General features: G+C 61.2%; 17 protein-coding genes. 11 read left to right on the top strand and 6 right to left on the bottom strand.

Annotated elements, in window-relative coordinates; translation table 11 throughout:
* Positions 1-83: 83 nt before the first annotated feature.
* The 3 genes from O3301_RS00445 to O3301_RS00435 all read left to right on the top strand — a co-directional run bounded on the left by O3301_RS00445 (position 84) and on the right by O3301_RS00435 (position 2,683).
* Positions 84-683, top strand: a complete 600-nt coding sequence (locus O3301_RS00445; RefSeq protein ID WP_099664366.1) for an FMN-dependent NADH-azoreductase — start codon at positions 84-86, stop codon at positions 681-683.
* A 57-nt stretch (positions 684-740) separates the two neighbouring features.
* Entirely contained in the window at positions 741-1,616 is an 876-nt protein-coding gene (locus O3301_RS00440; RefSeq protein ID WP_305055162.1) for a pirin family protein, read from the top strand.
* 116 nt (positions 1,617-1,732) lie between these two features.
* On the top strand, positions 1,733-2,683 hold the full coding sequence (locus O3301_RS00435; protein WP_305055161.1) for a cation diffusion facilitator family transporter: 951 nt from the start codon (positions 1,733-1,735) through the stop codon (positions 2,681-2,683).
* Between the two features lie 40 nt (positions 2,684-2,723).
* Here the strand turns inward: O3301_RS00435 and O3301_RS00430 are convergent, their stop codons facing one another.
* Genes O3301_RS00430 through O3301_RS00420 form a run of 3 tightly spaced genes read right to left on the bottom strand, consistent with a single transcriptional unit; the run spans position 2,724 to position 6,287 of the window.
* Positions 2,724-4,976 carry a bifunctional (p)ppGpp synthetase/guanosine-3',5'-bis(diphosphate) 3'-pyrophosphohydrolase gene (locus O3301_RS00430; RefSeq protein WP_099664369.1) on the bottom strand — a complete coding sequence of 751 codons (2,253 nt, stop codon included), beginning with the start codon at positions 4,974-4,976 and terminating at the stop codon, positions 2,724-2,726.
* A 39-nt stretch (positions 4,977-5,015) separates the two neighbouring features.
* Positions 5,016-5,366, bottom strand: coding sequence for a RidA family protein (locus tag O3301_RS00425; protein WP_034784210.1), 351 nt, complete (start codon positions 5,364-5,366; stop codon positions 5,016-5,018).
* Positions 5,367-5,405: 39 nt separating this feature from the next.
* Entirely contained in the window at positions 5,406-6,287 is an 882-nt protein-coding gene (locus O3301_RS00420) for an alpha/beta fold hydrolase (RefSeq protein WP_305055160.1), read from the bottom strand.
* Between the two features lie 349 nt (positions 6,288-6,636).
* Between O3301_RS00420 and O3301_RS00415 the strand changes: the two genes are divergently transcribed.
* The gene (locus O3301_RS00415) at positions 6,637-7,974 is read left to right on the top strand and encodes a dicarboxylate/amino acid:cation symporter (RefSeq protein WP_289905371.1); all 1,338 of its coding nucleotides are present in this window, start codon (positions 6,637-6,639) and stop codon (positions 7,972-7,974) included.
* 237 nt (positions 7,975-8,211) lie between these two features.
* Positions 8,212-8,622: a DoxX family protein gene (locus O3301_RS00410; protein WP_077409084.1), complete on the top strand. Its 411-nt coding sequence runs from the start codon at positions 8,212-8,214 to the stop codon at positions 8,620-8,622.
* Between the two features lie 50 nt (positions 8,623-8,672).
* On the opposite strand, the gene O3301_RS00405 is transcribed toward O3301_RS00410, so the two are convergent.
* Both O3301_RS00405 and O3301_RS00400 read right to left on the bottom strand, forming a co-directional pair.
* On the bottom strand, positions 8,673-9,323 hold the full coding sequence (locus tag O3301_RS00405) for a CoA transferase subunit B (protein WP_251349161.1): 651 nt from the start codon (positions 9,321-9,323) through the stop codon (positions 8,673-8,675).
* 157 nt (positions 9,324-9,480) lie between these two features.
* Complete coding sequence (locus O3301_RS00400; RefSeq protein ID WP_290603951.1) at positions 9,481-10,179, bottom strand: CoA transferase subunit A; 699 nt, start codon at positions 10,177-10,179, stop codon at positions 9,481-9,483.
* A 147-nt stretch (positions 10,180-10,326) separates the two neighbouring features.
* Here O3301_RS00400 and O3301_RS00395 point away from each other — a divergent pair, with 147 nt between their 5' ends.
* Positions 10,327-10,893, top strand: a complete 567-nt coding sequence (locus O3301_RS00395; protein WP_166450196.1) for a LuxR C-terminal-related transcriptional regulator — start codon at positions 10,327-10,329, stop codon at positions 10,891-10,893.
* Positions 10,894-10,993: 100 nt separating this feature from the next.
* Here the strand turns inward: O3301_RS00395 and O3301_RS00390 are convergent, their stop codons facing one another.
* Complete coding sequence (locus O3301_RS00390; RefSeq protein WP_034752351.1) at positions 10,994-11,770, bottom strand: SDR family oxidoreductase; 777 nt, start codon at positions 11,768-11,770, stop codon at positions 10,994-10,996.
* A gap of 264 nt (positions 11,771-12,034) precedes the next feature.
* Between O3301_RS00390 and O3301_RS00385 the strand changes: the two genes are divergently transcribed.
* The 5 genes from O3301_RS00385 to O3301_RS00365 all read left to right on the top strand — a co-directional run bounded on the left by O3301_RS00385 (position 12,035) and on the right by O3301_RS00365 (position 19,010).
* On the top strand, positions 12,035-13,711 hold the full coding sequence (locus O3301_RS00385) for an electron transfer flavoprotein-ubiquinone oxidoreductase (protein WP_174718100.1): 1,677 nt from the start codon (positions 12,035-12,037) through the stop codon (positions 13,709-13,711).
* A gap of 230 nt (positions 13,712-13,941) precedes the next feature.
* Positions 13,942-16,551 (top strand): tetratricopeptide repeat protein, encoded by a 2,610-nt coding sequence (locus O3301_RS00380; protein WP_305055159.1) that lies wholly within the window; start codon positions 13,942-13,944, stop codon positions 16,549-16,551.
* Positions 16,548-17,681 (top strand): DegT/DnrJ/EryC1/StrS aminotransferase family protein, encoded by a 1,134-nt coding sequence (locus O3301_RS00375; protein WP_305055158.1) that lies wholly within the window; start codon positions 16,548-16,550, stop codon positions 17,679-17,681. The genes O3301_RS00380 and O3301_RS00375 overlap by 4 nt, the downstream gene beginning before the upstream one ends.
* Positions 17,678-18,421 carry a CatB-related O-acetyltransferase gene (locus tag O3301_RS00370; RefSeq protein ID WP_305055157.1) on the top strand — a complete coding sequence of 248 codons (744 nt, stop codon included), beginning with the start codon at positions 17,678-17,680 and terminating at the stop codon, positions 18,419-18,421. The genes O3301_RS00375 and O3301_RS00370 overlap by 4 nt, the downstream gene beginning before the upstream one ends.
* The gene (locus O3301_RS00365) at positions 18,414-19,010 is read left to right on the top strand and encodes an acyltransferase (RefSeq protein ID WP_305055156.1); all 597 of its coding nucleotides are present in this window, start codon (positions 18,414-18,416) and stop codon (positions 19,008-19,010) included. The genes O3301_RS00370 and O3301_RS00365 overlap by 8 nt, the downstream gene beginning before the upstream one ends.
* The last annotated feature ends 66 nt before the right edge of the window (positions 19,011-19,076 follow it).

Raw genomic sequence — 19,076 nt, 5'->3', positions numbered from 1 at the left:
TTATCCATTTTAACGGCTTCCGCATCAATTTTGGAATTGCTATAGTTCATCCATCGCAAGACACCTCACAACGGAGAAACAAGATGAACATCCTGCAAATCAATTCCAGCGCCCGCAGCACCGGTTCCGCCTCGACCCGCCTGGCTGACGCCATCGTTACCCGCGTACAAGCGGCCAACCCAGGCGCCGCCCTGGTGCGCCGCGACTTGGCTGCCGCACCGCACCCCGTGCTCGACGAGCCGACCCTGCAAGCGCTGTTCACGCCAGCGGACAAGCGTACGCCGGAGCAGGCGGCCCGCATCGCCCTGGACGACGCGCTGATTGCGCAAGTGCAAGCGGCTGACGTGATCGTCATCGGCGCGCCCATGTACAACTTCGGCATCACCGTGCAACTGAAAAGCTGGTTCGACGCGATTGCCCGCGCCAACGTCACCTTCAAGTACACGGAAAACGGCCCCGTGGGCTTGCTGACCGGCAAGAAAGTCTACGTGGGCCTGTCCCGCGGCGGCTTGCACCGCGACAGCGCCAACGATAGCCAGGTGCCTTACCTGAACACCATGTTCGGCTTCCTGGGCCTGACCGACGTGCAATACGTGTATTCGGAAGGCATGGGCATGGGCCCGGAAGCCGTGGCCAAGGCGCAAGCCCAGGCGGACGCCGAGATCAACGCGATCCTGGTGTAATCCCCAGCAGTGAAAGGGGCGGCGCACTGGCGCCGTCCTGGCCTAGAGGAGAGAACAATGAGCGATACCACCACCATCAACAAACCACGCGCCGTCGAGCGCGTGATCGCCGGCCAGGCCGTCATGGATGGCGCCGGCGTGAAGATCAACCGCGTGCTGACGCAGCAGCTGCAGCGCCGCCTCGACCCGTTCTTGATGCTCGACAACTTTGCCAGCGACAAGCCGAACGACTATATCGCCGGCTTCCCCGAGCATCCGCACCGCGGCTTCGAAACCGTGTCGTACATGATCACGGGACGCATGCGCCACAAGGACAGCGCGGGCCACGAAGGCTTGCTGACCTCGGGCGGCGTGCAATGGATGACGGCCGGCAGCGGCGTGATCCACTCGGAAATGCCGGAACAGGAAGAAGGCGTGATGGAAGGTTTTCAGCTGTGGCTGAACCTACCCGCGCGCGACAAGATGCGCACGCCGTGGTACCGCGACTTCGACAGCAGCGAAATCCCCCGCTACACGACGGACGCGGGCGTGACCGTGCAAGTGATCGCCGGCGCCAGCCATGGCGTGACGGGCGCCGTGCAGCGCGAGCTGACGGAACCGCTGTACCTCGACATCGACTTGCCGGCCGGCGCCAGCTTCGAGCAGCCCTTGCCGCCAGGCCATAATGCCTTCCTGTACACCTTCCGTGGCGAAGTGCAAGTCGATGGCAAGGCCGTGCCCGCCCTGCGCATGGCGATTTTCGCCAACACGCCAGGATCCGACTGCGTGCGCATCGAAGCGCCGCAAGGCGGCCGCGTGATCCTCGTCGCCGGCCAGCCCTTGAACGAACCGATCGCGCAATATGGCCCGTTTGTCATGAATACCCAGGCAGAAGTGTTCCAGGCCGTACAGGATTTCCGTGAAGGGAAGTTTGGCGAGACGGCGGCGCAATAAAATTGCCTGTTCCATCAAAAACCTGCAGTCCTCCGGGCTTGCAGGTTTTTTTTCGTGCCGACTATATTGTTGCTTTTCAATTACACTGGCGGCAACATCATTCCACAAAGCATTCCATGCAGCCGACGCACACCGAACACGACGCCACCCATTTGCACGCCCACCTGAAGGGCGACGCCAAGCACACCCACTCGTTCGAGGGGCGCAGCCAAAGTATCCTCGCGTGGGCGCTGGGGCTGACCCTGTCATTTGCCGGCATCGAAGTGGCGGCCGGCTTCCTGTCCAATTCGCTGGCCCTGATTTCCGACGCGGGCCACATGGTCACGGACGCGGCCGCGCTGGGCTTGGCACTGCTGGCGCAACTGATCGCGCGCCGCCCTCCTTCGCCGCGCCACTCGTTCGGCTTTGGCCGCGCCGAGGCGCTGGCCGCCTTCGTAAACGGCCTGGCCATGCTGTGCGTGGTGGGCTGGATCTGCTACGAAGCGGCGCTGCGCTTTTCCTCCCCGCAACCCGTGAAGGGCGGCATGGTCTTCATCGTCGCCTTCATCGGCCTGGCGATCAACGTGGTGGTGGCGTGGGTATTATCGAAAGACAAGCAAAGCGTGAACACGCGCGCCGCCCTCGTGCACGTGATGGGCGATTTGCTGGGCTCGGTCGCCGCCATCGTCGCCGGCGCCGTGATTTACTTCACGGGCTGGATGCAGATCGACCCGCTGCTCTCCGTGCTGGTGTCGCTGCTGATTTTAAAGTCGACATTCGGCGTGCTGCGCGAGTCCTACCATTTCCTGATGGAAGGCGTGCCCATGCATATCGACTACATCCAGGTGGGTGCGGACGTGGAAGAAGTGGACGGCGTGATTGCCGTGCACGACTTGCACGTGTGGGACATGTCGCCGGGCCAGCCGGCCCTGATCGGCCACGTGGAAATCGAGCACCTCGACCATTGGCCGAAGGTATTGCGCGCGATCAAGAAAATGTTACTCAGCAAGCACGGTATCGACCACATTACTTTGCAGCCGGAGACGGCCACGATGGCGGGGCTGCATGCGAGCGACAAGACGCATTGATAAGAAACGTGGGAATCCGGGCCGGACTCCCACGGATAAATTAACTTCTTCTTGCTTCCAGCACGCCACTGACGTCCTTGATCACATTCAGCGCTTTTAATAACTGCGCCGTCGAACTGATCTCGGCCGTAAACGTCATGCGGGCCTGGCCCTTGGCGCTTTGGGTGTTGACGCCGATCACGTTGATCTTTTCGCGCGAAAAAATTTCGGAGATGTCGCGCAGCAAGCCCTGGCGGTCGCCGGCCAGGATGAAGATGTCGACAGGATACACGGTATCGTGTCCGCCCGTGCTGCCCCACTCCGTGAAGATCACGCGCTCGGGCGATTTGGCGCGCATTTCCTCGAAGTTCTTGCACGTGGCGCGGTGGATGGAGACGCCCTTGCCGCGCGTCACGAAACCGACGATGCTGTCCGGCGGCGCCGGCTTGCAGCACTTGGCCAGCACCGTCATGAGGCCTTCCGTGCCTACCACCAGCACGCCGGATTTGGCGCCCTGCTCCACGCTGGACGCGCGGCTTTTGCCGACCAGAACGGCGTCTTCCGGCACCACCACTTCGCCATTGTCGTGCAGCGCCTGCTCCACGTGGCGCAGGCTGAATTCATCCTTGCCCACCGACAGGAACAGTTCGTCGACTTTCGCAAAGCCCAGCTTTTGCGCCAACGCTTCGAGGTTGACGGCCGTCTTGCCTTCGCGCTGCAAGGATTTTTCCACCAGCGCGCGGCCATGGGCCAGGGTTTCCTGCATGTCGATGGCGTGGAACCAGGCGCGGATCTTCGAGCGCGTGCGCGTGCTGACGGCGTAGCCGGCGCTGAGCCAGTCGCGCGACGGCCCCGCCGTGCCCGGCGCACCCTTGGCCGTGATGATTTCGCAGGTCTGGCCGTTCTTCAATTGCGTATTTAACGGCACCATGATGCCGTCGACCTTGGCGCCACGGCAGCGGTGGCCCACGTCCGTATGCAAGTGATACGCAAAATCGACGGGCGTGGCGCCCACGGGCAATTCCAGCACCCGCGCCTGCGGCGTCATGACGAAGATGCGGTCGTCCAGGGTGGCCGATTTCAGCTTTTCCACCCATTCGCGCTGGATTTCTTCCTGGCCTACGACGGCGTCGGCCACTTCCGTTTTCCACGCCAGCAACTGGCGCAGCCAGGCGATCTTTTCGTCGTATTTCTGGCCGGCAAAGTTCGAACCGCCCTCTTCCTTGTAGCGCCAGTGCGCAGCCACGCCGTACTCGGCAAAGCTGTGCATTTCATTCGTGCGGATTTGCACTTCCAGCGGACGGCCATCCTCGGCCGTCACCACCGTGTGCAGCGACTGGTAACCGTTGGGTTTCGGCCGCGAAATGTAATCGTCGAATTCTTTCGGGATGGGGGTCCAGATATTGTGGACCACGCCCAGCACCGTGTAGCAGGTTTTCACGTCGGCGACGATGACGCGGAAGGCGCGCACGTCGTACAGGGCCGTAAAGTCCAGCTCCTTGCCGCGCATCTTGTTCCAGATGCTGTAAATGTGTTTCGGGCGGCCAAACACTTCCGCCTGGATACCGGCCGAGGCCAGCTCCGTCTGCAGGCGCAAGATCGCCGAGGAAACAAAACCCTCGCGCATCATGCGCTTTTCTTCCAGCATCTTGGCAATGCGTTTATACGCTTCCGGCTCGATGAAGCGGAACGACAAATCTTCCAGTTCCCACTTCAGCTGCCAGATACCGAGGCGGTTGGCCAGCGGCGCGTACAGGTCCAGCGTTTCCTTGCCATACTCGCGCGTCATTTCATTGAACAGTTTTAGTTCAGCAAAGTAACGCAAGGTGGTCACGCACGAAGCCAGGCGCACCAGCACGACGCGCATGTCGGACGCCATCGCCAGCAACATCTTGCGCAGGGTTTCCACCTGGGCCACGGCTTGCTGCGCCGCATTCTTGCCGCGCCCGCCAGCGCTGCCATGCTGCGCCTGGGTCAGCGCGCGCAAACGGATCAGCTGGCGCACGCCTGTTGCCAGGTCGCACACCTGCTTGCCGAAGCGCGGCTCGATATCGGCCGCCGTGTCGGGTTCCAGCAGGGTCAGCTCGAACATCAGGCCGGCGATGCGCGTTTCCGCATCGCTGCGCAGGAAAGCGAGCGTGGTGGCCACGCCGAGGGCGAACTCCAGCGCGGAGCGGCCGGCAAAGGTCAGCTTGTCGCCATACGCTTCGGTGGCATACGCGAGCGCGTCCAGCACGCGCGCGCTGTCCGGCGCACTCAAGCCCTCTACCAGTTGTTCCGAGGTGACGCTATTCGGGGCCGAGATGGAAACCATGTAATACCTTTAAACTTAATAACTCAACAACTGAATAACTTAACGCTCTGCAGCGATGATGACGATTTCCACCAGGCAAGCCGGATTGGCCAGCTTCGCTTCCACCGTGGCGCGCGGCGGCGTGTGGCCGGAAGCCACCCAGTCATCCCACACTTCATTCATGCCGGGAAAATCTTTCATGTCGGCGATGTAGATCTGGCACGACAGGATGCAAGTCTTGTCGCTGCCCGCTTCCATCAGCAGACGGTCGACGTGGCCGAGCACTTCGCGCGTCTGGCCGACGATGCCCTGCGTGGTGTCTTCCGCAATCTGGCCAGCCAGGTAGATGGTGTTGTTGTGTATGGCTACTTCGGAGAGGCGTTTGCCTACGTGCAGTCGTGTAATTTCCATGCTTCTTCTTTCGGTTGTTTCAAAATCTGTACAGCGGTATTACTTGCCTAGCAAAAACTTGCGGGCGATGGCGATCTGGTCGTCGTGCACGAACGTGGGCGCATGGCCGACGCCGGCGATTTCCACCAGCTCCGCCTTCGGGCCGCGGCCCAGCATGAGCGTGGCCGTCTCGTGCGACAGCAGATCGGATTCCGAGCCGCGCACCAGCAAGGTGGGGCAGCGCACGGCATCATACGCGGCCCACAGCATGGCTTCGTCGCTGGCCGCCGATTCCGGCGTGGCCGAGCGGAACGGCATGGCCAGTCCCATATCATAGTGGCGGCGCCAGTGGCCATCCTTATCCTGGCGCAACACATCCACCGCCAGTTTATGCCATTCCGCGTCCGTGTGCGGGCCGAAGCTGGCGGACACGTCGCGCACGAACCTGGCGCCTTGCTCGAATGTCTCGAAACGCAGGTCCTGGCCGATGTAGTCGCCGATGCGCTGCAAGGCTTCCGGCGCCAGTGTCGGGCCGATATCGTTCAAGACCAGCTTGCTGATCGGGCTGTCCGGCAACGATGCCAGGCCCAGGCCGATCAAGCCGCCCATCGAGGTGCCGAACCAGTCCACCGTCTGGCGCTCGCCATTGGCCAGCACGCGCGCCAGCAGGGTCACCATGTCGCTCACATATTGCGGCACGCGGTAAAACTGCGGGTTGGCCAGCCAGCCCGAGCGCCCGCGGCCCACCACGTCGGGGCAGATCACGCGGTAATCGCTGGCCATGGCGCGCGCCAGGTTGTCGAAGTCGTCCGCCACGCGCGTCACGCCATGGGCGCAGACGAGCACGTTCGGATTGTCCGCCGTGCCCCACTCTTTATACGACATGGTGTGCAAGCCTGCGGGGGAGATACATTGCACTGACTTGATGCTCGCTTCGATCATGCGATTCCTTATAACACCGGAGAAAACCTACTGCGCGTCGGTGGTTGCGGCCTGCGATGCTCACCGTACCAAAGTACGGTTGCGCTTCTCGGCCACAACTCCCTTCCGCTCGCTACGGTTTTGTCCGGCGTCGTTATTTGGTAGTAAAAAACAAAGAAACCGGCGATTTGCCGGTTGCCTCGCGCGCGACGCTACGGCAGTGTAGCGCAGCGCGGGCAATGCTCCAAGCGCGCGCCTGAAATGCTGCGCCGCAGCACAGCACTGGCACCTTCGCCATGGCGCAATACCCGATATAGCGAAAATGCATATCTGCGGTTATCCACAATTGAGCCTGCCTGGCAATGGGCGGATGATCGCAGCATCAACCCGCAAGAGGAGACCACTCGTGAAAAAACCATTCTATAAAATCCTGTACGTACAGGTGCTGTTCGCCATCGTGGCTGGCGTGCTGCTGGGGGTGTTCTACCCAACGAACGCTGTCGACATGAAACCGCTGGGCGACGGCTTTATCAAACTGATCAAGATGATCATCGCCCCGGTGATCTTCTGTACCGTGGTCTCCGGCATCGCCGGCATGCAGGATGTGAAGAAAATCGGCCGCGTGGGCGGCAAGGCGCTGCTGTACTTCGAAGTGGTTTCCACCTTCGCGCTGGCCATCGGCTTGCTGGTTGCTAACATCCTCAAACCGGGCGCCGGCTTCAACGCCGATCCGGCCCACCTGGACGCCAAGTCGATCGCGCAATACACGCACGCCGAAGGCATGAGCACCGTCGACTTCCTGATGAATATCATCCCGAAGACCTTCGTCGACGCCTTCGCCAAGGGCGACATCCTGCAAGTGCTGCTGATCGCCATCCTGTTCGGCTTTTCGCTGTCCCTGCTGGGCGAGCGCGGCCGTCCGGTCACCAAGCTGATCGACGAGCTGTCGCATGCCATCTTCGGCATGGTCAACATCATCATGAAAGTCGCTCCCATCGGCGCATTCGGCGCGATGGCCTTTACCATCGGTAAATACGGCCTGGCTTCGCTGATCCCGCTGGCGAAACTGATGGGTTCCTTCTACCTGACCTGCTTCCTGTTCGTCTTCGTCGTGCTGGGCCTGATCGCCAAGTACACGGGCTTCTCCATCGGCCGCTTCTTGTTGTACATCAAGGAAGAACTGCTGATCGTGCTCGGTACCAGCTCGTCGGAATCGGCCCTGCCGGCCCTGATGAAAAAACTCGAGCGTCTCGGTTGCTCCAAGCCAGTCGTCGGCCTGGTCGTGCCTACCGGCTACTCGTTCAACCTGGACGGCACCAATATCTACATGACCATGGCTGCCCTGTTCGTGGCGCAAGCCACCAACACGGAACTGACCATCTGGCAGGAACTGACCATCCTGGGCGTGGCGATGCTGACCTCGAAAGGCGCGTCCGGCATCACGGGCGCCGGCTTCATCACCCTGGCCGCCACCCTGGCCGTCGTGCCGACGATTCCCGTGGCCGGCATGGCGCTGATCCTGGGCATCGACCGCTTCATGAGCGAATGCCGCGCGCTGACCAATTTCGTCGGCAACGGCGTGGCCACCATCGTCGTGTCGAAATGGGAAAAAGAACTGGACATGGACAAGCTGCATAGCGAGCTGGCCCATCCAACCCACCCGACCGACGACGCCTATGTCGCCCCGACCGTGAATATCGTCAAGTAAGCCGTACGCTTCATTGAAAAGCCCCGCAGATCACTCTGCGGGGCTTTTTTCATGCGTGCAGGCTTTTGCCGGCATCATCAACAAACAGTAAATCATCCATCAATATTTCATTGGATGATCAATGAATGAAAAACCATTACAGTACGGTCACCTGTTCGCCACTTGGTTCCCGCATAATGACATTGCGTTAATGCAAGCCTGACACCGAACCATCCTCACCTTTGAATGGAGTACGTCATGTCCCTCTCGCCCGCCTTCTACGCCACCTGGAACCCACGCCTGCTGGGCCTGCTCCGCATCATCCTCGGCTTCCTCTTCCTGCAACACGGCACGGCCAAACTGTTCGGTGCGCCGCACGTGGCCATGTTCGACGGCTTGCAACTGTTGTCCGTGATGGGCGCGGCCGGCGTCATCGAGCTCGTCGGCGGCAGCTTGCTGCTGGTGGGCCTGTTCACGCGCCCCGTCGCCTTCATCCTGTCGGGCCAGATGGCGGCCGCCTACTTCATGGCGCATGCGCCTGCCGGTTTCCTGCCGATCCTGAACGGCGGCGAAATGGCCGTCATGTACTGCTTCACCTTCCTGTATTTCGCAGTGGCCGGCGCCGGCGCCTACAGCCTGGACGGCTTGCGCGGCAAGGCAGGCGCATAAAAAAAGGGCGGACATCGCTGTCCGCCCTTTCATTGCCTGCAACGATCCGTTTATACGGCGGAAACGTCCAATTCAGCGCCCGTGGCCGCCTGCACCTGCTCCTTGGTCACGCCCGGCGCCAGTTCCACCAGCTTCAGGCCGTTTTCCGTCACGTCGATCACGCCCAGGTCGCTGATGATGACGTCGACCACGCCCACGCCCGTCAGCGGCAAGTCGCACTGTTTCAGCAGCTTGTGCGACGTCGTGCCATCCTTGGCCGTGGCCACGTGTTCCATCAGCACGACGACGCGCTTGACGCCGGCGACGAGGTCCATCGCGCCGCCCATGCCCTTGACCATCTTGCCTGGGATCATCCAGTTCGCCAGGTCGCCCTTTTCCGACACTTGCATGGCGCCCAGGATGGCCAGGTTGATCTTGCCGCCGCGGATCATGCCAAACGAGTCAGCCGAGCTGAAGTAGGCGGCGCCCGGCAAGGCCGTCACCGTCTGCTTGCCGGCATTGATCAGGTCTGCATCGACTTCCTCGTCCGTGGGAAACGGGCCGATGCCCAATAACCCGTTTTCCGACTGCAGGAACACTTCGATATTCTCCGGTACGTAGTTCGCCACCAGGGTCGGCAAGCCGATGCCCAGGTTCACATAAAAGCCATCCTGCAATTCCTTTGCCGCGCGCGCGGCCATTTCGTCACGTGTCCAAGCCATTATCATCTCCCTCAATTTTCGTGGAACGCCTGTCCAAACCTACTGTGCGGCGCGCTTTGCGGCCTGCGGTGCTCACCGTACTAAAGTACGGTTGCGCTTCTTAGCCACAAATCACTGCCGCTCGCTACGGTTTTGCCATGCGTAAATCTTCTATTTATTAGTCAGTGCGCACGGTGCGCTGCTCGATGCGTTTTTCCGGGTGCGCGTTGACCACGATGCGGTGCACGAAGATGCTCGGCGTGTGGACTTGGTCCGGGTCGATCTCGCCCACTTCGACGAGTTTTTCCACTTCGACGATGGTGATCTTGCCGGCCATGGCCACGTTCGGGTTGAAATTGCGCGCCGTCTTGCGGTAGACCAAATTGCCCGCGCGGTCGGCCATGTAGGCTTTCACCAGAGACACATCGGCCACGAGGCTGCGTTCCATCACGTATTGCTCGCCGTCGAATTCGCGCAGTTCCTTGCCGTCGGCGACGATGGTGCCCACGCCAGTCTTGGTGAAGAAGGCGGGAATGCCGGCGCCGCCGGCGCGCAGTTTTTCGGCCAGGGTGCCTTGCGGCGTGAATTCCAGTTCCAGTTCGCCGGCCAGGTACTGGCGCGCGAATTCCTTGTTTTCGCCCACGTAGGAGGCGATCATTTTCTTGATCTGGCGCGTGGTGAGCAACTGGCCCAGGCCGAAGCCGTCGACGCCGGCGTTGTTGGAAATGGCGGTCAGGCCCGTCACGCCCGAATCGCGCAAGGCGCCGATCAGGGCTTCGGGTATGCCGCACAGGCCGAAGCCGCCAACGGCGATGGTCTGGCCATCTTGGACGATACCGGCCAGCGCCGAGGCGGCGTCAGGATAAACTTTATTCATGGGTGTCCCTCTATCTTTTGTTAAGCTTTGGTCTTGAGTCCATGACTCAGGCAGCGACTCAGCATAAAATACGCGAGTGGAAAGTACAATACCGTAGAACTACCGGCGCCGTGCCGGCAATCCCCCTGTGAGAGTGATACGTATCAGATGAACGCCGCGTCAGCCATCGATTATGAAAGTATCTTCCTGCACGCGCCCGTGGGCATGTGCATGTCGGAAAACCGCATCATGCGCAGCTGCAACGAAGCGCTGGCGGCCATGTTCGGCTATGCGCGCGCCCAGCTGGACGACCAGTCGTTCGAAGTACTCTACCCCACGCACGACGAATTCCTGCGCACGGGTGACCGCATCATCCCCATCATGAACGCCAAGGGCCGCTATTCGGACGAACGCATCATGCGCCGCAGTAATGGAGAATTGTTCTGGTGCCACGTCACGGGCCACGCCATGCTGCCGCGGGAACCGCTGGGGCCGGGCATCTGGACGTTCGAGGATGTCAGCGAGAAACGTCCCGTGACGGCGGAACTGACGCCGCGCGAGCGCGAAATCGCCGCCCTGCTGGTGGAAGGCAAGACGAGCAAGGTCATCGCCCGCCAGATCGACCTCAGCCCCCGTACGGTGGAAATGCACCGCGCCAAGCTGATGCGCAAGTTCGCCGCCTCGACGTCGTCCGAGCTGGTGCATAAGCTGGTGGGACTGCAGCTGCAGCGCTAAGGCTGCAGCCATGGTTACTTATCTTTAACGCCGAATAAAACCGTCGCGAGCGGCAGCGATTTGTGGCCGAGAAGCGCGACGCGCAGCAGATTGTATGGCGTTAAAACGTGCTCATGCCGCCATCGGCGGAAATGATGGCGCCGTTGATGAAATGCGAATCCTCGCCCGCCAGCAGCAGCAGCAGGCCGTCGAGGTCTTCCGGCTTGCCCGGACGTTTATTCGGCAGCATTTCGATCAATTTCTTGCCCTGTTCAGTGGCAAAGTAATCTTCGTTGATTTCCGTGGAAATGTAGCCGGGACAGATGGCGTTCGTGTTGATGCCGTACTTGCCCCACTCCACCGCCATGGCGCGCGTCATGTGCACCATGCCCGCCTTGCTCATGCAGTACACGCCGATCTGCGGCAGCACCTGCAAGCCCGCCATCGAGGCGATATTGATGATGCGGTGCTGCTTCTTCGGGTCGCCCTTGGCGCGCGCGATCATGCGCTTGGCCGTTTGCTGGGCCACGAAGAACGATCCGCGCAGGTTGGTATCCATCACGAACGAGTAATCCTCGGGCGTGACGTCGACCAGGCGTTGCGTGGTGGAGACACCGGAATTGTTGACGAGGATATCGATGGGGCCCGCTTCCGTTTCCGCGTGCGCGATGGCCGACTTGATGCTGGCGAAGTCGGTCACGTCGAGCGACACCACGTGCGCGGCGCCGCCATCGGCTTCGATTTCGGCGCGCAATTCCTTCAGGCGTTCGGTGCGGCGCGACGCCAGCACGACCTGCGCGCCGGCCTGGGCCAGCACTTTCGCAAAGCGCGCGCCGAGGCCGCTCGATGCGCCGGTAATCAGGGCAATCTTGCCCTCGAAATTGACTTCTATGCCCACGAGCTACTCCTGTTTTATTTTAGATAACACTTTACGCCGTGCCGATGGCGCAGGGGCAAAATACCCTGCGTCGCACTTGAGCAAAGGTAAACGCCATCATTACACAAAATGGCCGGATTTAGATTGCGGCGAGGGGCAATGTCACGCAAAATGGCGCCAAAGTTGCAATCCTCGTCAAAAACAAGCACACTCGTGCTTAAATTTCCCCGATGATGCTTTATTCCCTATCCTTGCTACCTAATTGAGTGACTATAAATCGAGACCATGACACAGCCTAATAACTTAGTTGAACAGTACGGACCGCGCGAAACCATGGAGTATGATGTGGTGATCGTCGGCGGTGGCCCCGCAGGCTTGGCCGCGGCGATCCGCCTGAAGCAGCTGGCCGCTGAAAAGAGCCAGGAAGTGTCCGTCTGCGTGCTGGAAAAAGGCGGCGAACTGGGCGCGCATATCCTGTCGGGCGCCATCATGGACCCGAAAGCGTTGACCGAACTGATTCCGAACTGGAAAGAACTGGGCGCGCCCCTGAACACGGAAGTGACGGAAGACCGCATCCTGTTCCTGACCGAAACGAAAGCGTATAAGACGCCGGGCTTCGCCGTGCCGGCCTGCTTTGAAAACCACGGCAACTACATCGTCTCGCTGGGCAATGTGGTGCGCTGGATGGGCCAGCAGGCGGAAAACCTGGGCGTGGAAATCTTCCCCGGCTTCCCTGCCGCGGAAATCCTCTACAACGACGACGGTTCCGTCAAAGGCGTGGCGACCGGCAACATGGGCGTCAAGCGCGACGGCGAGCCGGGCCCCGACTTCCAGCTGGGCATGGAATTGCACGCCAAGTACACCCTGTTCGCCGAAGGCGCGCGCGGCCACCTGGGCAAGCAATTGATGGCCAAGTATGACTTGAATGCCGGCAAGGACCCGCAGTCCTACGGCATCGGCATCAAGGAATTGTGGGAAATCGACCCCGCCCAGCACAAGCCGGGCCTGGTGATCCACTCGAGCGGCTGGCCGCTGGACACGAAAACCTACGGCGGTTCCTTCCTGTACCACCTGGAAAACAACCAGGTCATGGTGGGGTATGTGGTCGGCTTGAACTACGAAAACCCGTACCTGTCACCATACGAGGAATTCCAGCGCTACAAGACGCATCCGGAAATCCGCAAGTTCTTCGAAGGCGGCAAGCGCATCTCGTACGGCGCGCGGGCGATTGCGGCCGGCGGCCTGCAATCGTTGCCGAAACTGGTGTTTGCCGGCGGCGCGCTGATCGGCTGCGATGCGGGCTTCCTGAACATGAGCCGCATCAAGGGCAGCCACGCGGCCATCAAGAGCGGCATGCTGGCAGCGGACGCGGCCTTCGGCGCGCTGGGCGAACAACGCCAGCACGACGAACTGACGAGCTACCCTGTCGCCTTCGAACAATCGTGGCTGCATGAAGAGCTGCACGTGGCGCGCAACGTCAAGCCATGGCTGTCGAAAGGCCTGTACCTGGGCAGCCTGATGACGGGCATCGACCAGCTGATCTTCCGCGGCAAGGCGCCGTGGACCCTGCACCACTCGCATGGCGACCACGAATGCCTGAAACCGGCCGCCCAGTCGAAGAAGATCGTGTATCCGAAACCGGATGGCAAGCTGACCTTCGACAAGATGTCGTCCGTGTTCATTTCGAACACGAACCACGCGGAAGACCAGCCGATCCACCTGACGCTGAAGAACGCCAGCGTGCCTGTCGACGTCAACCTGGCCACGTATGCGGGTCCGGAAGCCCGTTACTGTCCCGCCGGCGTGTACGAGTTCGTGAAGAACGACGACGGCGCCGAACGCCTGCAGATCAATGCGCAGAACTGCGTGCACTGTAAAACCTGCGACATCAAGGATCCAACGCAAAACATCGTGTGGGTGACACCGGAAGGCGGCGGCGGGCCGAACTATCCGAATATGTAATCGCAAGGCTCCGCAGCAGCGGCTGACAATCGGCCAGAACAGCGCACTCCCGTCCGGCAGTGCGCTGTTTTTTTGTCGGAAGGACCAGAATTGCCCGCACTTTGGACCAACTGCAACAGCAAGTGCGCATTCGCGCGGCGTGCGTCAACAAATTCCCCTCGGAAAGTTTCTCACGGGCACTGTCACCAGTTACAATTCCCGTTGCTAAACATTTCTGCCAGCCTCAGCCCATGCACCCGCCCCTCCCTCCCGCAGTCTCCCCCGACACCGAATTACAGCAAGCCATCGCTGAACACCAGGCAGGGCGTTTTGCCGAGGCGGAAGAGATTTACCTGTCGATCCTGCAGGCCCATCCCTACCATGCCATCGCCAACCACAACCTGGGCTTGCTGGCCGGACAAGTAGGCCAGCACGTGGCCGGCCTGCCGTATTTGCGCAAGGCGCTGTCCGTCGCCCCGGACGAAGGCCAGTTCTGGCTGTCCTATGCGCAGGGATTGCTGCAGGCGGGACAGCCCGACGAAGCGCTCGACATCGTCGACACCGCCATCGCCCGCGGACTGGACAACGATGCTTCGCAAGCGCTGCGCCGGCAGGCGCAGGAGGCCGTCGCGCTGGCGGCCCTGTCGCCGTCGCAGCCGGAAATGGACCACATCGTACAGCTGTACCAGGCAGGCCAGCATGCGCAGATGGAAGCGGCCTGCCGGCAATTGCTGGCAAGCTATCCCGACTCGCCGTTCGGCTGGAGCGTGCTGGGCACGGCCCTGCAGCTGCAAGGCAAGGATGCCCTCGCCACGCTGCAGCGGACGGTGGAACTGACGCCGCACGATGCGCAGGCGCATGGCCACCTGGGCAATGCCTGGCAAACGGCCGGAAAACTCGATGCAGCCCGCGACTGCTACCTGCGGGCGCTGGAAATCGAGCCGGCGTTCGCCGAGGCGCACTGCAACCTGGGCAACCTGCTCCAGGCGGAAAACCGGCTGGACGAGGCCGTGGCGAGCTACCGCCGCGCCCTTGCCTTGAAGCCGGACTACGCGCTGGCGGCATTTAACCTGGGCAATGCGCTGCTGCGCCAGAAACAGTTTGGCGCCGCTGCCGACAGTTTCCGCGCCGCCACCCTTGCATTGCCCGACGACGCCGAAGCGCACAACCGGCTCGGCCAGGCGATGCACGAAAACAAAAATGTGCAGGACGCCGTGCGCAGCTTCCAGCGCGCGTTGCAGATCAAACCCGATTACCGGGCGGCACGGAACAATCTGGTCGCCGCCTACCTGGCGCTGAAACAGTATCAGGATGTATTGACGTGCCTCAACACGGCCATGGAATCCGAACCAGATGATGAAGAATTGCACTTTCATTTAGGCAATGTCATGCGCACCATGGGCAAAAGCAAGGAAGCGCTGGCCGCGTTCCAGCGCGCCCTGGAAATCAAGCCCGACTACGCAGCGGCGGAAATCAACCTGTGCTCGCTACTCCATGCCGAAGGCCACCTGGAGGAAGCCATCGCCAGCGGCTATCGCGCACGGACGGTGGCGCCGCATATTCCGGAAAGCCACAGCGGCCTGCTGTTTTGCCTCAGCCATAGCATCGATATCGACGCCCAACGCCTGTTTGAGGAACATTGCCGCTTCGGCGACGCCTTCGACCACCCGTCCACGGCCGGGACAGCGGAAGGCCAAGGTTTTCACAACGACAACGATCCCGCGCGGCGCATCAGGGTCGGCTTTGTCTCGGGCGACTTCAATTCGCACGTGGTGTCCAATTTCGTCGTGCCCGTGATCGCGCACCTGAGCGCCAGCCCCGGCCTGAGCCTGTATGCCTATTACAACAATACGCTGGAAGACGCCGTCACGCAGCGCCTGCGCGGCTATTTCCCGCATTGGCAAAATATCATCGAGGTGAGCGACAGCAACTTGCAGGAAAAGATCCGCGAAGACGGCATCGACATCCTGGTCGACCTGTCCAGCCATACGGCCTTCAACCGCCTGACGGCCTTTGGCCGCAAACTGGCGCCGATTCAGGTCAGCTGGATCGCCTATCCCGGCACAACGGGCCTGAAAACCATGGATTACTACCTGACGGACCCGCAATTCGACGTCGATGAAAAGTACTTCACGGAAAAAGTCGTGCTGCTGCCCGCCAGCGTGCCCTTCCTGCCATCGTCGGACTCCCCGGAACTGGTCCGCGCGCCCGCGCTGGGCAACGGCTACCTGACCTTCGGCAGCTTCAATCGGCTCAGCAAGCTCAATCCAGGCGTCATCGCCCGCTGGGCAAAGCTGCTGCGGGCCCTGCCAGAAGCGAAAATGCATCTGGCTGCCATGCAAAAGGACAGCGACATCGCCACCTTGCAAGCCTGGTTCGCGCAGGAAGGCATCGCCGCCGACCGTCTGACTTTCCACGGCCGCACCCACCTGGGCGGCTATCTGGCCCTGCACCAGCAAATCGACCTGTGCCTCGACACCTTCCCGTACACGGGCGGCACCACCACGCTGCACGCGCTGTGGATGGGCGTGCCCACGCTGACGCTCAAGGGTACAAGCGTACCGAGCCATGCCGGCGCCTGCATCTTGCAGCATGTGGGTCTCGACGCCTTCATCGCGACCGACGACGACGATTTCGTCCGGAAAGGAATATTCTTGTCTAGCAACATCATGCAACTGGCCGTCCTGCGCGCAGACTTGCGCAACCGCATGCAAGTGTCGGCACTAGCCGACTCCCGGGCGATTGCCCACAATATGGAACAGGCTTTCCGCACCATGTGGCAGCGCTGGTGCGGCGGCTTGCCGCCCGCATCGTTCGCCATTGCGCCCGACGACGCCAGCAAGCAGGCGGTGCAGTCATGAGCGACAAGAAGCCCATTTACGTCACGCAGCCGCTCATGCCGGATTTGCAAGATTTCCTGCCGTATCTGGAGGAGATCTGGGAAAACAAGATCCTCACCAACGGCGGCCCGTTCCACCAGCAACTGGAACAGGCGCTGTGCGACTATCTGGGCGTCAAGCACATCTGCCTGTTTACCAATGGCACGCTGGCGCTGATCACGGCCCTGCAGGCGCTGCGCATCACCGGCGAAGTGATCACCACGCCCTATTCCTTCGTCGCCACCGCCCATTCGCTGCTGTGGAATGGCATCAAGCCCATTTTTGTCGATATCGACCCGCTGAGCCTGAATATGGATCCCGCCAGGATCGAGGCAGCCATCACGCCGCACACCACCGCCATCATGCCGGTGCACTGCTATGGCCGTCCCTGCGACGTGGAACGCATCGAAAAGATCGCCGACAACTATGGCTTGAAAGTCATCTACGACGCGGCGCATGCGTTCGGCGTGCGGCACAAGGGCAGCAGCGTGCTCAATTGCGGCGACCTGTCCGTGCTGAGTTTTCACGCCACCAAGATTTTCAACACCTTTGAAGGGGGCGCGATCGTCTGCCCCGACGCCAAGACCAAGCAACGCATCGACCATCTGAAAAATTTCGGCTTCGTCGACGAAGTGACGGTGGTGGCACCCGGTATCAACGGCAAGATGAGCGAGATCAACGCCGCATTCGGCCTCCTGCAATTGAAGGGCATCGATGCGGCTCGCCTGCAGCGGCGCGCCATCGATGGCCGCTACCGGGAACGGCTGGCGGCCATCGCCGGCATCGACTGCCTGCCGGCGGGAGAGGAAGAATCAGCCAACCATTCCTACTTTCCCATACTCGTCAAGGAAGCCTACGGCACCAGCCGCGACGTACTGTTCCAGCTGCTGCGGGACGAGAATATCTATGCGCGCCGCTATTTCTATCCGCTCATCAGCGACTTCCCCATGTACCGCAGCATGCCGACCGCCGCCCACAGCAATCTGCCGAACGCGCTGCAGGCATCGCGGCAAATCATCTGCCTGCCCATCTATCCCGGCCTGGGCCTCGATCAGGTCGATGCCATCTGCGCCATCGTCGAGCGTCACGCACAGGCCGGCCTGACTCCATGAATATTTCCACAGACACCGACTTTTTCGGCACCATCGACGACCATCGCTGGGCGGCACAATTTACCGTGCTGTCCTACAAGGACGGCGGCCAGACCCTGATACCGCATGGCTTTTTCCGTAACTGGCTGGGCAATGAGCCGGACTTCGGGCAATTTACCATCGGCCGCTGTTCCGGCATCGGCATCGGTTCGCAAGCCAAATACGATTCGACCGCGCAGCACCTGCAAATCGGGCGCTACGTTTCCGGCGGCGCGAATCTGCGCTTCATCCTCAACGGCCAGCACGACATGCGCACCATTTCCACGTATCTTCTGGCATTGGGTGGCATGGGCCTGGAAAACAGCCCGATTCCCCAATATGCCGATACGGTCATCAAGAACGATGTGTGGATCGGCGACGAGGCGATGATATTGGGCGGCGCGGTCATCGAGAATGGCTGCGTCATCGGTGCGCGCACGCTGGTGCAGCCCAATTTCCGCAGCGAACCCTACGGCATTTACGCAGGGACGCCGGCGCGGCTGCTGCGCTTCCGCTTCAGCGAGGAAGTGCGCGCAGCCCTGCTGGCGCTGGCCTGGTGGGAACTGCCGCTGAGCTGGATACGCGAGAATAATGCGCATTTCCTGCAAAACATGACGGCCGACGACGGCGAGGCGCTGCGCATCATTGCCGAACTGGCAGAAAGCAAGCGCCGCCACCTGGAAGCCGGCGCCGCACACCCGCACAAGGATGACCATGTCTGAACTTTTCAATCCCGGCTATTACACCGAAGAAGACTTGCACGGCGCGGGGTTTCGCAGCCTCGGCCACAACGTGCGCATCGCCAGGAACTGCGTCATCATCGGCATCGACAATATCGCCATCGGCAACAACGTGCGCATCGATGGCTACAGCACGCTGGTGGCGGCAGGTGGCCATATCCGCATCGGCAGCTACGTTCACATTGGCGGCGGCTGCTTTCTCTCCGGTGGCGCAGGCATCACGCTGGAAGACTACGCCGGCTTGTCGCAAGGCGTGCGCCTGTACAGCAAGACCGATGACTACAGCGGAGCGAGCATGACCAACCCCACCGTGCCGGCGGAATTTACAAACTGCAAGAGCGGTGCCGTCCACTTGGGCAGGCACGTCATCATCGGCTCGGGCAGCGTGGTGCTGCCCGGCGCGCAGCTTGGCGAAGGCGTCGCCGTGGGCGCGCTCAGCCTGGTCACCAGGTCCCTGCCGGCGTGGGGAATCTATGCGGGCACACCGGCGAAGCGTATCAAAAGCCGCGACCAGGGGCTGTTAATTGCGGAAGAGCAATTGCGCGTGCGGGATGCCGTGAAAAATAGTTAAAGGTGCATTTTTAATCATAATTTCCATGGCAATAAAAAATCATCGCAGGCCAGCGGCCAGATAAAA

Origin of the sequence: Janthinobacterium sp. SUN211 (assembly GCF_030587315.1) — a bacterium.
GTDB classification, from domain to species: Bacteria; Pseudomonadota; Gammaproteobacteria; order Burkholderiales; family Burkholderiaceae_D; genus Janthinobacterium; species Janthinobacterium kumbetense.
Note: the sequence above shows the minus strand (reverse complement) of the source record. Positions and strands in the feature narration are given on the sequence as shown.

Excerpts from the sequence above, each read along its gene's own strand:
- O3301_RS00445 (WP_099664366.1), top strand. The coding sequence starts at position 84 with ATGAACATCCTGCAAATCAATTCCAGCGCCCGCAGCACCGGTTCCGCC.
- O3301_RS00440 (WP_305055162.1), top strand. The coding sequence starts at position 741 with ATGAGCGATACCACCACCATCAACAAACCACGCGCCGTCGAGCGCGTG.
- O3301_RS00435 (WP_305055161.1), top strand. The coding sequence starts at position 1,733 with ATGCAGCCGACGCACACCGAACACGACGCCACCCATTTGCACGCCCAC.
- O3301_RS00430 (WP_099664369.1), bottom strand. The coding sequence starts at position 4,976 with ATGGTTTCCATCTCGGCCCCGAATAGCGTCACCTCGGAACAACTGGTA.
- O3301_RS00425 (WP_034784210.1), bottom strand. The coding sequence starts at position 5,366 with ATGGAAATTACACGACTGCACGTAGGCAAACGCCTCTCCGAAGTAGCC.
- O3301_RS00420 (WP_305055160.1), bottom strand. The coding sequence starts at position 6,287 with ATGATCGAAGCGAGCATCAAGTCAGTGCAATGTATCTCCCCCGCAGGC.
- O3301_RS00415 (WP_289905371.1), top strand. The coding sequence starts at position 6,637 with ATGATCGCAGCATCAACCCGCAAGAGGAGACCACTCGTGAAAAAACCA.
- O3301_RS00410 (WP_077409084.1), top strand. The coding sequence starts at position 8,212 with ATGTCCCTCTCGCCCGCCTTCTACGCCACCTGGAACCCACGCCTGCTG.
- O3301_RS00405 (WP_251349161.1), bottom strand. The coding sequence starts at position 9,323 with ATGGCTTGGACACGTGACGAAATGGCCGCGCGCGCGGCAAAGGAATTG.
- O3301_RS00400 (WP_290603951.1), bottom strand. The coding sequence starts at position 10,179 with ATGAATAAAGTTTATCCTGACGCCGCCTCGGCGCTGGCCGGTATCGTC.
- O3301_RS00395 (WP_166450196.1), top strand. The coding sequence starts at position 10,327 with ATGAACGCCGCGTCAGCCATCGATTATGAAAGTATCTTCCTGCACGCG.
- O3301_RS00385 (WP_174718100.1), top strand. The coding sequence starts at position 12,035 with ATGACACAGCCTAATAACTTAGTTGAACAGTACGGACCGCGCGAAACC.
- O3301_RS00380 (WP_305055159.1), top strand. The coding sequence starts at position 13,942 with ATGCACCCGCCCCTCCCTCCCGCAGTCTCCCCCGACACCGAATTACAG.
- O3301_RS00375 (WP_305055158.1), top strand. The coding sequence starts at position 16,548 with ATGAGCGACAAGAAGCCCATTTACGTCACGCAGCCGCTCATGCCGGAT.
- O3301_RS00370 (WP_305055157.1), top strand. The coding sequence starts at position 17,678 with ATGAATATTTCCACAGACACCGACTTTTTCGGCACCATCGACGACCAT.
- O3301_RS00365 (WP_305055156.1), top strand. The coding sequence starts at position 18,414 with ATGTCTGAACTTTTCAATCCCGGCTATTACACCGAAGAAGACTTGCAC.